At 61.2% G+C, this 14,661-nt stretch carries 10 protein-coding genes; 6 read left to right on the top strand and 4 right to left on the bottom strand.

The features are described from left to right. Positions 1-188 precede the first annotated feature (188 nt). From BN1115_RS11545 to BN1115_RS11520, 6 genes are all read left to right on the top strand, one after another. Complete coding sequence (locus tag BN1115_RS11545) at positions 189-692, top strand: NUDIX hydrolase (protein ID WP_042657275.1); 504 nt, start codon at positions 189-191, stop codon at positions 690-692. A 150-nt stretch (positions 693-842) separates the two neighbouring features. After that, positions 843-3,005 (top strand): AsmA family protein, encoded by a 2,163-nt coding sequence (locus tag BN1115_RS11540; RefSeq protein WP_042657274.1) that lies wholly within the window; start codon positions 843-845, stop codon positions 3,003-3,005. A 145-nt stretch (positions 3,006-3,150) separates the two neighbouring features. Next, on the top strand, positions 3,151-4,533 hold the full coding sequence (locus BN1115_RS11535; RefSeq protein ID WP_042657273.1) for an ATP-binding protein: 1,383 nt from the start codon (positions 3,151-3,153) through the stop codon (positions 4,531-4,533). Beyond that, the gene (locus tag BN1115_RS11530) at positions 4,530-5,177 is read left to right on the top strand and encodes a response regulator transcription factor (protein ID WP_040067997.1); all 648 of its coding nucleotides are present in this window, start codon (positions 4,530-4,532) and stop codon (positions 5,175-5,177) included. Before BN1115_RS11535 ends, BN1115_RS11530 begins: the two co-directional genes overlap by 4 nt. A gap of 65 nt (positions 5,178-5,242) precedes the next feature. Then, a complete protein-coding gene (locus BN1115_RS11525) occupies positions 5,243-6,007 on the top strand; it encodes a DUF2861 family protein (protein WP_244152263.1) in 765 nt (254 codons plus the stop codon). Between the two features lie 107 nt (positions 6,008-6,114). Further along, positions 6,115-8,316 (top strand): glycoside hydrolase, encoded by a 2,202-nt coding sequence (locus BN1115_RS11520; RefSeq protein ID WP_042657271.1) that lies wholly within the window; start codon positions 6,115-6,117, stop codon positions 8,314-8,316. Between the two features lie 73 nt (positions 8,317-8,389). Here BN1115_RS11520 and BN1115_RS11515 read toward each other — a convergent pair whose 3' ends face one another. The 4 genes from BN1115_RS11515 to BN1115_RS11500 form a co-directional block, all read right to left on the bottom strand. Next, positions 8,390-9,484, bottom strand: coding sequence for a type I restriction endonuclease (locus BN1115_RS11515; protein WP_042657270.1), 1,095 nt, complete (start codon positions 9,482-9,484; stop codon positions 8,390-8,392). Between the two features lie 265 nt (positions 9,485-9,749). Beyond that, entirely contained in the window at positions 9,750-12,623 is a 2,874-nt protein-coding gene (gene glnE, locus BN1115_RS11510; RefSeq protein WP_042657269.1) for a bifunctional [glutamate--ammonia ligase]-adenylyl-L-tyrosine phosphorylase/[glutamate--ammonia-ligase] adenylyltransferase, read from the bottom strand. Positions 12,624-12,782: 159 nt separating this feature from the next. Then, positions 12,783-13,229, bottom strand: a complete 447-nt coding sequence (locus BN1115_RS11505; RefSeq protein ID WP_042657268.1) for a GNAT family N-acetyltransferase — start codon at positions 13,227-13,229, stop codon at positions 12,783-12,785. 82 nt (positions 13,230-13,311) lie between these two features. Then, the gene (locus BN1115_RS11500) at positions 13,312-14,562 is read right to left on the bottom strand and encodes a methyl-accepting chemotaxis protein (protein ID WP_042657267.1); all 1,251 of its coding nucleotides are present in this window, start codon (positions 14,560-14,562) and stop codon (positions 13,312-13,314) included. Positions 14,563-14,661 lie beyond the last annotated feature (99 nt).

Genomic DNA, 14,661 nt, shown 5'->3' with positions numbered 1-14,661 from the left:
CAATCCAAGAAACCCCGCTCGATGAGCGGGGTTTTTTATTGCCTGTAATTCAGAAGGTTGGCTGATAATTGACCTGTTTTACCCCTCCTTTCCCTGAACTATTTATCTTCCCTTCTGTTTTACTCATAAAAATCGGTGTTAACGGCGTAAAATGACGCTTTATTTCGTCATTTCGTCGGAGATAGCCCATGTTTTGTCCAAAATGCGGTGGCAAAACCCTGCTGATCGTCAGTCAGAAAGAGTGTCTTTGTGACTGCGGTTTTCATTTTTTCCAGAATGTCGCGGCGGCTGTGATGGTGGCGATCTGCTGGCAGGATGAGGTGCTGGTTGCTGTGCGTGCCCGCAATCCGGGCAAGGGGTTACTGGATCTGCCGGGGGGATTTGTCGATCCCGGCGAGTCGCTGGAGGGGGCGCTGGTGCGCGAGTTGCAGGAGGAGCTGGGACTCGATGTCAGCGCTCATCCTTGCACCTATCTTGGCTCATTCCCCAATATTTACCCCTACGATGGCATCACCTATCACACCTGTGACACATTCTTCGCCATTACACTGGCAGAGAAACCGGTTATCAAGCCCGCGGATGACGTGGCTGATTGTCAGTGGATGAAGCTCGATTCGCTCTGCTTTTCCCGTTTCGCTTTCACCTCGACCCGCTCTGCCGTGACGCTATTGCAGCAGTCTGCTCATCCCTGAACTTGAGGGCCTTCGGGCCTCTGTTGAGCGCGGATGCCAGAGTTCGCGACTATCCCTGTCCGGTGCTCTCGCCCTTTTTGCCGCCATGCCCCCTCTGCATTGCCCCGGGTGATATAGTCACGGTCAGGATCCCTATTCAAGGAGTTCATCGTGAAGAAGATCATCTACATCTTGTTGGGCATCGCCGTGGCGGCCTTGCTGGCCATAGTGACGCTGATAAGCCTCATCGACCCCAATCAATTCAAGCCCCAACTGGCTGAACAGGCGCGCAAGAGCATGGGCCGCGAACTGGTGATGGCGGGGGAGATTGACTGGCGTTTCTGGCCGAGTATCGGCCTCTCGTTGGAAAAGGTCGCCCTGCGCAATCCGGCCGGTTTTGCCGAGCCGGATCTGGTTCGTTTCGATCAGGGGGAGGCCTCAGTGGCCCTGTTGCCGCTGCTCTCCCATCGACTGGAGATCGGCAAGGTGACCCTGAGCGGTGCCCATCTCTTTATCCAGACCAAAGCGGATGGCAGCTCCAATCTGAGCGGACTGATCAAAGATGTCACTGCTGATGCAAGCGAACCGGTCGTCCCCGCAACCCCTGCGCCAACCGCTGATAGCAAGCCCTGGCAGATCAGCTTGCAGGGAGTCGCGCTCTCTCAGGCCAGTGCGCTGGTACAGGATGATCGCAGCGGCACCTCGCTGCGACTGGATCGCCTCGCTCTTGATATGGGGCTGCTGGTTACCGGTCAGTGGGTGCCCGTGACGCTGGCGGCCAAGGGGAGTGCCGACAAGCTCGCGTTCGATGTTAAAGGGCAGACCCAGATCAAGCTGGCGCAGGAGACCATGGCCAGTGAACTGAAAGATCTGAGCCTCAGCGGCAGCCTGAGTGACCCGGCCCTGCGACTCGACAGTTTCTCCATCAAGGGAGATCGACTTGCTCTGGGTGAGTGGAGCAACCTCACGTTGGCGCTGAAAGGAGCCAAGGTAGAGGGGCAGCAAGCTTTACTGGCTGGTTCGCTGGAAGGAACGCTCAAGGGACGGCTCGACAAGGAGATGAAGCTTGCCGAACTCTCCGATGTGCTTCTGACCGCAGCGCTGGAAGGTGATGCGCTGCCGCGCCCGCAGATGAAGCTGAAACTGGCCGGTTTTGCTCGCGCCGAGCTCGACAAGAAGTTGATTACCCTGAGCAAGCTGGTGATGAGTGCTGATGAGGCGCTGCTGAGTGGTGATGGAACCGTGCAGCTTGGAGCTGTTCCAGCAATCACTTTCGATCTCAAGGGTGAGAAGCTGGATCTCGACAGCTGGCTCGCCAAAGCGACACCGACCACGACCGCACAGGCGAAAGAGAGCAAACCGGCGACCGGTGCCTCCAATGCCGCGGCAAGTGGCAATAAAGCAGTAAGCGGCAAGAGCGAAGCCCTCTCCGCGGTTGAACCGGATCTGGGCGCGCTCAAAGGGGTGGATCTGGATGGTCGGCTGCAACTCGGCAGCTTGCGCCTGAAAGGGCTGGATCTCGGCGCTGTCGATCTTCAGGTGGTTCTGGCCAAGGGGCTGCTCACGCTCAAGCAGTTCAGCGCGACCGTGGCTGGCGGTCAGGTTAAAGCGAACGGGGTACTCGACGCGCGCCAGCAACCCGCCACCTACAAGGTGCACAAGCAGGTGGCCGGAGTGAACATTCGTCCCTTGCTGCAGACTCTGGCCCAGAGTGATCTGCTGGAGGGCAAGGGCGATCTGGATGTGCAGGTGCAGGGCCGTGGTCTCTCCGCGCTGGCTCTGCGCAACGGGATGCAGGGCAAAGTCACATTGAAGCTGAGCGATGGCGCCCTGCACGGCATCAACCTGCCGGAGATGATCCGCGAGGCGCGGGCTACCCTCACCGGCAAGGGGGCCGAGCAGGTGAAGGAGGCGCGCAAGACCGACTTCAGCGCTCTGACCGCCAGCTTCCAGATTGCCGATGGCATCGCCCGCAGCAAAGATATCCAGCTCTTTGCCCCGGCCTTGCGAGTCAAGGGGGAGGGGCAGACGGCGCTGGTGCCGGAGAGCCTCGACTTCCTGTTCCTCACCTCCATCGTCGAGAGCAGCAAGGGGCAGGGAGGCAAGGATGTGGATGAGCTCAAAGAGATCACCATTCCGGTGCGGATCGGTGGCCACTGGCAAGCTCCCAGCTACCAGCTCGACGTGAAGGCGCTGCTCAGCAACAACAAGTTGTTGGAGGATAAGGCCCGCAAGGAGGCCGAGCGCGGCCTCAAGAAGTTGCTGGGTGACAAGGCCGACAACGAGGCCGTCAAAGGGGCGGCCGACCAGTTGCTCAAGGGACTGTTCAAATAGGTGACGGTTCATATGGGCTGGCGGGAGCCGCGCCAATGCCGTTAGCGGTTGACCGGATGTCAGCGCCATTGAAAAATGGCGCTGACATTTTTTATGGCGCAGTGATCTGCTGCGCCTTCATCCGGAGTCATCTCGAGTTGAACCCATGCGCCTGATCCTGCTGCTATGCTCCCTGATCTGCTACGGCATGGTTTCTCCCGTGCTGGCCGGGCCGCTGGCGGATCGTCTGGCTGGCGAGCTGGCCAGGCAGGTTCCCGAACAGGCGTTGCCCCTTGACGAGGTGCAGCGGCTCGATCGTCGCCTGATCGCTCCCGACACCCTCTATCCCGCCTGGCAGCGCTATCCGCTGCGCCAGTTGCAGGCTATCTATCGCTACCAGCAGGAGTGCGGGACAGAGAATGACTTGCCCGCCGAGTGGCTGCCGCTGCTGCGGGCGCTTTGCAAAGATGGGCCAATGCCCTCGGCCAGTTGGTTTGCCGCTCACCCCGTCTATCCGCTGGGCGGCTCCAGCGCAGCTCGCTGGCAGGCTGGTCATCCGGCGGCCGGGCTCAACGCTCTGCTCCATGTGCGGGAGCGGCGCGATCGGTTGGGGCAGCTTGGCGAGCTTGATGATGACAACCTCGACGCCCTGCTGCGGGGCGAGCGCTGGCTGCTGCAATCCGGCCAACTCTGGCTGCTTGGCGATGGGCAGTGGCGCCGCTATAGCGCCGGGCAGTGGCAACCGCTGGCCGATCGGCTTGGTGTAACGCTGGATAGCCGGGTCGATGGCTCCTGCCAGGAGCGGGTTGGGGTGATCTGCATCAACGAGCGCCCCACGCTTGACTGGCAGTGGCTGGCGCTGGCCAGCTCCCTTGGTTTCATCTTGCTGCTGGGGTGGGCCAGCTGGCAGCGCTGGCGCCTGCTGCGGGAGCGGCGCGTCGCGTTGCAGATGCTGACCCACGAGCTGCGCACTCCCATCATGGCGCTCTCCGGCATCAGCGAGGAGCTGCGCCACGATTTCGACCGGCTGCCCCCTTCCGCCCAGCAGAGCGTGGGGCAGCTGCTGGGCAGTGTCGCCCGTCTGCATCAGCTGGCACAGGCGAGCCGCCACTATCTGGCGGCAGAGACCCTCGAAGATGAGCGGGTGGCGGTCAGTCTGGCCGAGTGGCTCACCCTGGCCTGCGAGCGGCATGGCGCTACCTTCTGCCTTGAGCGGGAGATGACTCTGGCGATCCCCTTCTATTGGCTCGATCTCGCCCTCGACAACCTGCTGCGCAACGCCAGCCAGCATGGCCGCGCGCCGGTTCGGATCTGTGCCAGCTGGCAGGCGGGGCGCTTGATCCTCGCGGTCAGCGATGGCGGCGAGCTGCCGGGTTATCGGCTCGCCACCCTGCTGCGCCGTGGTGCCCGTGCCGATGGTTTGGGGCTGGGGCTTGCCATCGTGCGCCATCTGTTGCGCCGCCTTGGCGGGCACCTCGCCTTATCCGGCCCGCCCACTACCTTTACCCTGACGCTGCCCTGCCAACTCTGGAGCGACACCGAATCATGAAGACTATCCTGCTTGTCGAAGACGAGGCGTTGCTGGCGGAGAACCTGCAACGCTATCTGACCCGCGAAGGGTATCGCTGCCTCTGGTGCGACACCCTGACTGCGGCGGAGCAGCAGTGGCTGGCGGCGGATCTGGTGCTGCTGGATCGCACCATGCCGGAGGGGGATGCCCTCGACTGGCTGCCTCTATGGCTGGCCCGCAAGGCGCTGCCGGTGATCGTGCTCACCGCCAGGGTGGAGGTAAGCGATCGGGTGGCCGGGCTCGATGCGGGGGCGCGCGACTACCTGACCAAGCCCTTCTCCCACGACGAGCTGCTGGCACGGATCCGGGCTCAGCTGCGCCAGTTGGGGGATGGCACTCAGGCGGTGGGCGGCTTGCAGCTTCATCCTGCCCGGATGCAGGCGAGCTGGCAGGATGCGGAGGTGAGCTTTACCCCTACCGAGTTTGCCCTGCTCACCCTGCTGGTACGGATGGCGGGGCGGGTGCTGAGCCGGGAGGAGATCCTCAACCGGGTGTGGGGCTATCAGGCGTTCCCCTCCACCCGCACCGTCGATACCCATATTCTGCAACTGCGCCAGAAGCTGCCCGGACTGGCCATCGAGACGGTGCGCGGCATCGGCTACCGGCTGGAGGTGCCAGCGTGAAGCACTCTACGCTGGCTACGCTGCTGTTGGCTCTAGGCGTCGGCCTTCTGAATGCAGGCAGTGTGATGGCAACCGAACTCCTCCTGGAAACCGAGCGCGCCGACCCGCTGCAACCGGCTACTTTGGCGCTGTTGCAGGGGGATAACCGGCACGCCTGGCAAGCTTTGCAGCAGGCATGGCCTGCGCTTAACAGCGATGCCGAGCGCCGCAGCTGGCAGGGAATGCTGGCTGCGCTGAGTGCCCAGCATTGCGGCAAGGATTTCCCGCTCACTCTGCCTGATGGCATGAGCGAGCTGCGCCTTGAGCTGATCCAGCGCGATGCGCCGCTGCTGCGGGACTATCGGGTACAGCTGACCGGGGAGGGGCCCATTACCGCCGCTGAACTTATCGATCCCGCTGGTAGTGACCGACTGGCTGGCGCCCAGTGGGAGGCGGAGGAGAACTCCGGAGTCAGGGTCGTGGGGGCCGATCTACCGATGCCTTTGCCAGCCGGACTCTATCAGCTGCGGCTGGCGGTGGCGGGCAAGGAGTGGCAGGTAGCGCTGCCGCTGCCTGCGGTGCAGGATCTGGGCTGGCTATCCCGCTCGCCGCAGGCGGTGGCCAATCCCCCCGCCAATCCCGCTTCGTGCACTCCGCTCTGGCTTGAGCAGACGGTGCTGGCTCGCCCACAATACTCACTGCTCTGGTGGAACCGCCTGCCTCTCGATGGCAAGGTGGGTTGGCCTGCCGCCACGCCCGACAGCTGGCGCACCCTTTCGCTGGTGCAGACCAGCCAGCGTGGCCAGCTGGTGTTGCAGCTGAGTCACAGTCAGGCGGGGCCAGTGGACTAATGGATGTCGTGATGGTCAGATGCACGCAATCCTGACATTGGCCTGACAATCGCAGCCCGCCGATCTGCTGAAATGCGATTCCCGTGTGTTATCAGGAATCACAGACCATGACTCTTCTTCCCGTGCCAACGAGCCGGAGCCGCTCGCTGTTGCTGTTGCTGCCGCTGTTCTCCCTGCCTGCCGAGGCGCTGACTCTGGCCAACGATCAGTGGCGCATCGAGCTGGATCCCGCCACCCTGGCGGCCGAGGCTGTGTTGCCATCGGGCAGGCACCTTGCCATCTCTGCCCCCGGCCCGCGTCAGCCGGTCACTGCCTTGCAGCAGGAGGGGGAGCGTGCCAGCTGGCGCACCCGTGCCGATGGCGAGGTGCGAGCCTCGGCTCGCCTCGAGGGCAACCGGCTGATCCTCACCCTGAACCGCGCGACCTCCGGCGAGCTGGTATGGCCGCGGGTGCCGGCAGGGGCACAGGCGCTGATGCTGCCGATCCACGAGGGTTTTCGCATCCCGGCGACTCATCCCGCGTGGCGCAAGGCGCTGGCGCAGGAGTATCAGGGGATCAACACCACCGAGGATCTCACCCTGCCGCTGGTCGGGCTGGATCACGGCGATCAACAGCTGGCGATCCTCTTTGCCAACCCCTTCAACAACCGCCTCTCCTTTACGCCCAAATCGGACGGCATAGCACTCACTGCGACCCATAATATCAATCGCCTCAATCTGGCCGCCCCCTATGAGGTGGCGGTGTCGCTGCAACCGGGCAACGACTGGCTGGCGGCGGGCAAGGCCTATCGCAACTGGCTGCAAGCGCGGGGCGAGCTGGCCTCGCTCGAGAGCAAGCTGGCGGCAGTGCCGGATGGCAAGCGGCTGATCGGCGCCTCTCACCTCTATCTATGGGGCGAGCGACTGCTGGTGCCCCAGGATGTGAAGAGTTGGCCCGCGTTGCGCCGTCTGATCCCTGCCGACTGGCTCAAGGGAGGGGAGCAGGCCGCGCTGCAAGCTGCGGATCTCGAGCGCAACCGCTATCTGCAAAATCTGGTGCTGACCGGAGTTGAGCAGGCGCTTGCGCTGCGCCATCCGGGTCAGCAACCGGCTGATTTCGCTGCCCGGCGCACGCTGGCTGCCACGCAACTGGGGGCGGCGCTCAACGAGCCACAGAGCTGGGGTGATGGCAGCTCGGCCAAGATGATCGCCGCTCTCAAGCAGGCTGGACTCCCCAAACTCTGGCTGGGGTTGCCCCAGTGGACCGCCGGTTTTGCTGCGCCAGAGGGGATAGCGCTTGCCAAACAGGCGGGCTATCTCATCGCACCTTACGACTCCTGCGATACCGCGCTGCCGGAGGGAAATCGCCAGCAGAGCTGGCTCACCGCCCAGATGGGGCAGGATAGCTACCTGCGCTGCGGCATCATGCAGGAGAACGGGCGGCGCAAGAGCGGCTTTCAAAGCAGCGGTGTCTACACCAATCAGGCCTGCGTGCGCCCGGTGATGGAGCAACGCGTACCCTGGTTGCAGCAGGCGAGCCACTACAACAGCTGGTTCCTCGATGTGGCGGCGACCGGCATGGTGTTTGACGACTTCGACCCGGCCAAGCCGACCACTCAGGCGCAGGATGCGCAGACCCGGATGGCGGGGATGGCGTGGATTGCCAAGAGTCAGGGGGTGCTGGTGGGCTCCGAGGAGGGCGGCGCGGTAGCCAACCGCACCGCGGCCTTTGCCCACGGCCCCCAGACCAGCGGTTTTGGCTGGCAGGATCCCGATATGCGCCGCAACAAGCGCTCCCCCTACTATCTGGGGGCCTGGCATCCCGAGTTTCAGCCCGATTACTTCTTTCGCCAGAGCCACCTCAAACCCGGGTATCAGGGGCTCTACTTCGATCCGGCGCTGCGGCTACCGCTGTTCCAGAGCGTCTTTCACGACAGCATAGTGACCACCCACCACTGGACGATGGACAGCCTCAAGTTCAAGGAGAGCCGCCAGGTGACCGAACTGTTGCAGCAGCTCTACAACGTGCCGCCGCTGCTCAATCTCAGTCTGGATAGTGCCGGTAAGCGCATTCCCTACCTCAAGGGGCTCGATGCTTTCTTCCGTCCGCTGCATGAGCGGCTCTACAACCAGCCCCTCATCGGTTTTCGCTGGCTCGATAAAAGAGGTGTGGTGCAGCAGAGCGAGTTTGCCGATGGCACTCGGCTGATAGCGAACTTCGGTCCGGCCACCGAGCGGGCAGGGATAAAACTGGCCGCTCAAAGCGTGTTGGCGCTGTTGCCCGATGGCAGGAAGTTGCAGTTTGTCTCGCAACCGGATGGGGTGCGTTGACACAGGTCTCGGTTAGTTTGCCGCTTACAGAAGGAAATGGGGGCGGAGTGATTTCGCCCCCCTTTAACCAGCCTTACTCGTAGACTGAATTGGCTGTCAGTAGCTGATCTGCAAAGGTGAAAATCTCATCTATCGAGGAGATAGGATGTCGGGTCTCTTTCTTGTCAGCATCAAATAAACCGATATATTTCTGCTTTGCATTGAAATGCAACCGGCATAACGGCTTGCGATTATTATCGTCGAGGAGAATACCAAAATAGCTTTGGGTATCTCGTGCCGCGATTCTTGTTACATCAAATCGCTGTCTCAGAATTGCCTTGACGACATTAAAGCCTTCCATTTCTTCAATCGTTGTATCGACCTTTGATTTTTCCTCGCTACTGCCTTCGGTATTATTGTTGTCACTTGATGGATTACTATCAAATGCCGGTTGGATCGTTGAGGAGCTGACACTGCCACCAATCGCAGACTTCAATCTGGCATTGATGCTGTCATTCAGGAATTGGCTGAGTGCCTTCTTGGTGATGTCGGTAAAGGACTGTTTGACCTTTGCAGTCAGTACACCGTCATAGATTCTGGATGCAAAGAACTTAACAAAGTCTTCTTCCGGTGAGGCAAATTGTTCGGCTAGCAACTTTTTGATCTGGCTGAGGTACTTCAGTTCACCAGCTGCATCGACCACAGAATCAACATCGAAAGAGGTTTTGGTTAGTTTCAATACCTCAGGCACTATGTGTTCATCAATGTCTTCCAGATCGAGCGTCAAAAATGGTTTTTCGTCCATTTTGTTTGGCGCATCAAGATCTGTGTAGAACTCATATTGTGCCCCATTGGTCAGAATGCCGATTCGAGCATTGGTAACTGAAAAATAGCGAAAGAGTTGACCAGAGTGCTTGGCCGAGAGTTTTTCACTGTACTTTTTGCACTCAACCAGAATTTGCACTTGTCCATCTTTGAGAATGGCGTAGTCAACCTTTTCCCCTTTTTTGATGCCTGTATCTGCGGTGAATTCCGGAATCACCTCCGTAGGATCAAACACATCATAACCAAGCACACGATTGAGAAATGGCATGACAAATGCGTTTTTGGTTGCTTCTTCAGTGGTGATCATCGATGACTGTTGAGCAATCTTTTTGGCTAGACTCTGTAGCTGCTCTGAAAAATCTATTGTTTCCTCTCTGCGCTGGGACTGGAATTGTTTAGTTGATATTCACCCGTCATATCTGGCCAAAATCAGGTGAAGTCATAGACACGGCTTATCTCTGCGTATATTCGGCAAAGTGCCATACGATTCCAAGGTCGGTATGCCTGAAACAGGATCCAGCTCACCGCTATTGAGTTTCATATGAAGAAAATATGAGCTTGTAGCTGATATTTATATTAGAAATGGGCGCCCAAGCGCCCCTTTCTCGTTGAACCAGCAGTGGTTTATCTCACTCTCCCAGCAGGGTTTGCCAGACTGCGAGCACATGGTTGCGCTCACTCTGCAGCTGATCGTCGCTCACCTTGCGGGATATCTCCGAAAGGTTGAGACGATGGCCGAGGTTGCGGATCTCCAGATAGGCCTGCTTTAGCCCCTCCGCCTGCTCCAGCGTCAGCACCCCCGCCATCACGCACTCATCGAAGATGCGCACGTTATCGGACCAGCGGGTGAGGGCATCGGGTTCGCCACAGGCGTGGGCCAGCACCAGATACTGGGCGATAAACTCGATATCCACCATGCCGCCGGGGGACTGCTTGAGGTCGAACTCGCCAGCCCCCGCTTTCAGCAGGTGATCCCGCATCTTGTGGCGCATCTCGCGCACCTCGCGGGCCAAGGTCGGCAGCTCCCGCTCCTTGGCCAGCACATCGCGGCGGATACGGGCAAACTCGGCAACGATGGCATCATCGCCATAGATGGGGCGGGCCCGCACCAGCGCCTGATGCTCCCAAGTCCACGCCTCGTTTTGCTGATACTGCTCGTAGGCCGAAAGCGACGAGACCAGCAGGCCGGAGTCGCCGGAGGGGCGCAGCCGCATATCGATCTCGTAGAGGATCCCGGAGGGGGTACGGGTGCTGAACAGGTGCAGGATCCGCTGCGCCAGACGCAGATAGAACTGGCGGCTGTCGATGGGCTTGCGGCCATCTGTGTAGCTGTTGGGGTCGCCGCCATGCAGAAACACCAGATCGAGATCCGAGCCGTAGCCGAGCTCAATGCCACCCAGCTTGCCGTAGGCCACCACCGCAAAGCCGCGCTGGCCGCTGGTTGCCACCTCGGGCGGCACTCCGTAGCGCTCGCTCATCTGGGCCCAGGCCTGATTAACCACCTCTTCGGTGATCGCCTCCGCCAGCCAGGTGAGGTGGTCGCTCACCTTCATCAGCGGCAGGGCGCCGGCGATGTCGGCCGCCACGATGCGCAGCAGCTGCACCTGCTTGAACTGTCGCAGCGCCTCCATCTGCTGCTCCACGTCCTCTTCGGGGATGCGCAGCAGGAACTGGCGCAGCTGGGGCTTGTACTGATCGAGCGGGGTGGGGTGATAGAGGTGCTGAGGATCGAGCAGCTCGTCCAGCAAAATCGGGTAGCGGGCCAGCTGCTCGCTCACCAGATGGCTGGCGTCGCACAGCCGCACCAGCTGGCGCAGGGCGCCCGGGTTTTCCGCCAGCAGCTGCAGATAAGCGCTGCGGGTGAAGATGCGAGTCAGCAGCTCACACACCCGCTCGAACAGGCGGGCGGGTTGCTCGCTGGCGACCACCAGCCGCAGTAGCTCCGGCATCAGCCAGTCCAGCGCGATGCGTCCCTGCGGGCCCACCTGACGGCGCTTGTACTCCTCCTTGAAACGCAGCAGCGCGGCGCAGAGTGGTGCGGGCTCGGCCACCCCCTGCGCGGTCAGCAGTTTTTCCAGCTCGGCGGCATCGAGCTCGGTGCGCCACAGATCGAGCCAGAGCTGCTCCAGATGGGCGGGAGCCTCCTTCTCTTCCCCCACCACGGCGGCGAATTCCTGATGGACGGCGGCCATCTCCTCATCCAGATGAGCCATAAAGGCGCCCCAGTCGGCAAAACCCAGAGCAGCGATCAGACGCTGGCGATCCCGCTCTTCGGTGGGCAGGGTCTGGGTCTGCTGATCGCCGATCTCCTGCAAGATGTTCTCGACCCGGCGCAAGAAGCGATAGGCCTCCAGCAAGCGATCGCAATGGGCAGATTCGAGGGCGCCACATTGGGCGATGGCGGCCAGCGCCTGGGGCAGGTGACGCACCCGCAGTGCCGGTTCACGACCGCCGCGAATAAGCTGCAGCGCCTGGGCGATAAACTCCACTTCACGGATGCCGCCAGCCCCCAGCTTGATGTTGCCCTCCAGCCCCTTGCGGCGCACCTCGGCGGCGATCATCGCCTTCATCTGGCGCAGACCGTCGATAACGCCGAAGTCGATATAGCGGCGAAACACGAAGGGGCGCAGCATCTCGGCCAGCTCCACTGCGTGTTCGCACTGGGGCCCCAGTACCCGCGCCTTGACCATGGCGTAGCGCTCCCAGTTGCGACCGTGATGCTGGTAGTAATCCTCCATGGCGGCGAAGGAGATGGCGAGCGGCCCCGCATCGCCAAAGGGGCGTAAGCGCATATCGACCCGGAACACCTGACCATCCTGGGTGGGCTGGTGGAGGGCGTTGATGATGCGCTGGCCCAGCTTGATAAAGAACTGCTGGTTGGCGAGCTCGCGCCGCCCGCCGACCGTGTAGCCATTTTCAGGGAAGGTGAAGATAAGGTCGATGTCCGAGGAGAAGTTCAGCTCGCCACCGCCGAGCTTGCCCATACCAAGGATCAGCAGCGGCTGCGGGTTGCCGTTGCCGTCCATCGGGGTGCCCAGCTCGCTGCACTGTTTAGCGTAGAGCCAGTCGCGGGCGGTGCAGATCAGCGCATCCGCCAGCTTGGTGAGGTGGATAAAGCTCTCTTCCACTTCGGCGTAGCCCAGCAGCTCGCGCCAGGCGATCACCAGCATGCGGCTGCGGCGGAACTGGCGCAGGATGCGCTTGATCGCCTCTTCATCACTCACCTCGGCGAGCAGGGTGCTGAGGTCACTCTGGTAGGCGGGCCAGCGTTCGGCCCGCTCCAGATCCCCGGAGGCGAGCAGCTCGGTCAGCAACTCCGGCTGCTTGAAGAGGGAGTCTGCGACAAAATCGGAGAGACCAAGCAGGGTCCGCAGGATCTGGCGCACCGGCTCGGGCAGGTTGCCATAATCGGGGGCCAGCTCGGTCAGTCGCTGCCACTGACGTTCGGCCTGTTCTTGCAGCAAGGGAGAGAGAGCGGAGAAAGAGGGAGAGTGCTGGGCCACGGTTGCCGTCCTTGTGGTTCACGACAGCTGGTTAACGACACGGGGTTAACGAAACTGCCGGTTCAAAATGGTGGCTGCCAATCTAGCATTGTCAGGCCCCCGCGTCACAGCGCAGGGGCGAGAAGCATGATCCGGCGGGAATTATCGGCGGTCAGTTATTCAGGTGCGCTGGTAGATGGTGGGGTGGTAGATCTCCATCAGGCTGCCCGGGTTGGCGGGCGGCGCAAAGCCAAAACCGGCGTAGAGGCCGTGGGCATCGGAGGTGGCGAGGGCGAGGCGGCGTAACCCCTGCAACTCGGGATGGTCGACAATGGCCGCCACCAGCGCCTTGCTGTAGCCGTGGCCGCGATACTCTGGCAGCACGAAGACATCCGCCAGATAGCCGAAGGTGGCCTTGTCTGTGATGACCCGGGCGAAGGCGACCTGCTGACCGCCGACATAGCCGCCAACGCAGAGAGAGTGGTTGATGGCCCGCACCACCGTACTGTGCGGAATGCCGCGACACCAGTAGGCCTCTTCGGAGAGGAAACGGTGGATCAGCGGCACGTCGAGCCGCCCCTTGTCGTCACTGATCTCGAGTGGTGGGTGCGTTGCGTTCTGCTGCATGTTGGCTCCTTGCCGTGCGCTGGAAATGAGAAAGGCCCCACAAGGGGCCTTCCAGTCTAACCGGATTGGGACGCGAAAACAGTCAGGCGAGCTTGAAGGAGTGGATCTGGCTGTCGAGATCCTTGCTGTGCTGCTCGACCAGCTCGGAGGCCTCTTGCAGTTCGCGTAGCACCACGACGGAGCCTTCGGCGATCTGCTTGACCTGTTCCAGATTGCCGCGCATCTCTTCGGCGACCGAGCTCTGCTGCTCGGAGGCGGCGGCGATGTGGCGGTTCATGTCGGCCACGCCCTGTACTCGCTGCACTATGGTAGCGAGCTGGGTACCAGCCTGGGTCACCTGCTCCACCCCCTTGTCAGCCTGACGCACGCTCTGGGCCATCAGTTCGGCGGCCTGAGCGGCATTGCCCTGCAACTGCTCGATCATCTTCTGGATCTCGACGGTGGCAGCCTGGGCCCGGTTGGCCAGCTCGCGCACTTCGGAGGCGACCACGGCAAAGCCGCGACCCGCTTCACCGGCGCGAGCCGCTTCGATGGCGGCGTTCAGTGCCAGCAGGTTGGTCTGTTCCGAGATGCCGCGAATGGTGTCGACCACAGATCCAATGCGCTCGACCCCTTGCTCCACCTGATTGACCACGGTGGCAGATTGCTGGATGTTACCGGAGAGGGTGTCGATGGTGCTGACGGTGTCGGTGACGCAGCGGCTTCCCTCTTCCGCCAGCAGGCTGGTTTCTGCGGTGGCGTGGGAGGCCTGATCAGCATGGGCGGCCACTTCGCGAATGGCGCCGACCATCTGGCTCATGGCGCTGGCCAGTTGTTCGATCTGGGCAAACTCTTCGCTGATCGCTTCGTTGGCCTCCTCCATGCAGAGGGTCACCTGTGAGGCGATGTCGTTGAGCTCCTTGCAGGCGGCACGCTGGTTGCCGAACACCTCTTTGAGGTTATCCTGGGAGTGAGAGACCGCCTTGGCGATATCACCGAATTCGTCGCGGGACTTGAGCAGCACCTTGTGGCTGAGATCCCGTTTGGCGAAACGTTCCAGCAGGCCGACCAGATAGTGAACCTGTTTGACCATCAGGCGGGAGCCGGTGAGCAGCAGGATCACGAACAGCAGTCCCATGATGGCGGTCTCCATCAGACCGGTCCAGAGCAGGCGATTGGAGATGGCATCCGCCTTGGCGGGGTCGAGTCCTTCGCTGAGAAGGGTCGCTTCCAGATTGTTGGCGTCAAACCAGAGTTTGGTCAGTAGCAGGAGGGTACTGAACACCATCAGCAGCACCACTTTGGGTACCAGGCGGATGTTGCTCATCCGTTTCTCCAGCAGGTTCAACTGCATTGTTGCTCTCCTTTTAATTGCGGCTTTTCCTTTGTCCTCAGGACTATCGGCATTATCTTCTCTTTTATTAATTTGTATTGTGCTTAAAGTTGGAAAATG

It is taken from the genome of Aeromonas allosaccharophila (assembly GCF_000819685.1).
GTDB lineage: Bacteria > Pseudomonadota > Gammaproteobacteria > Enterobacterales > Aeromonadaceae > Aeromonas > Aeromonas allosaccharophila.
Note: the sequence above shows the minus strand (reverse complement) of the source record. Positions and strands in the feature narration are given on the sequence as shown.

Coding starts and splice junctions, on each gene's coding strand:
- BN1115_RS11545 (WP_042657275.1), top strand. CDS start 189: ATGTTTTGTCCAAAATGCGGTGGCAAAACCCTGCTGATCGTCAGTCAG.
- BN1115_RS11535 (WP_042657273.1), top strand. CDS start 3,151: ATGCGCCTGATCCTGCTGCTATGCTCCCTGATCTGCTACGGCATGGTT.
- BN1115_RS11530 (WP_040067997.1), top strand. CDS start 4,530: ATGAAGACTATCCTGCTTGTCGAAGACGAGGCGTTGCTGGCGGAGAAC.
- BN1115_RS11525 (WP_244152263.1), top strand. CDS start 5,243: ATGGCAACCGAACTCCTCCTGGAAACCGAGCGCGCCGACCCGCTGCAA.
- BN1115_RS11520 (WP_042657271.1), top strand. CDS start 6,115: ATGACTCTTCTTCCCGTGCCAACGAGCCGGAGCCGCTCGCTGTTGCTG.
- BN1115_RS11505 (WP_042657268.1), bottom strand. CDS start 13,229: ATGCAGCAGAACGCAACGCACCCACCACTCGAGATCAGTGACGACAAG.
- BN1115_RS11500 (WP_042657267.1), bottom strand. CDS start 14,562: ATGCAGTTGAACCTGCTGGAGAAACGGATGAGCAACATCCGCCTGGTA.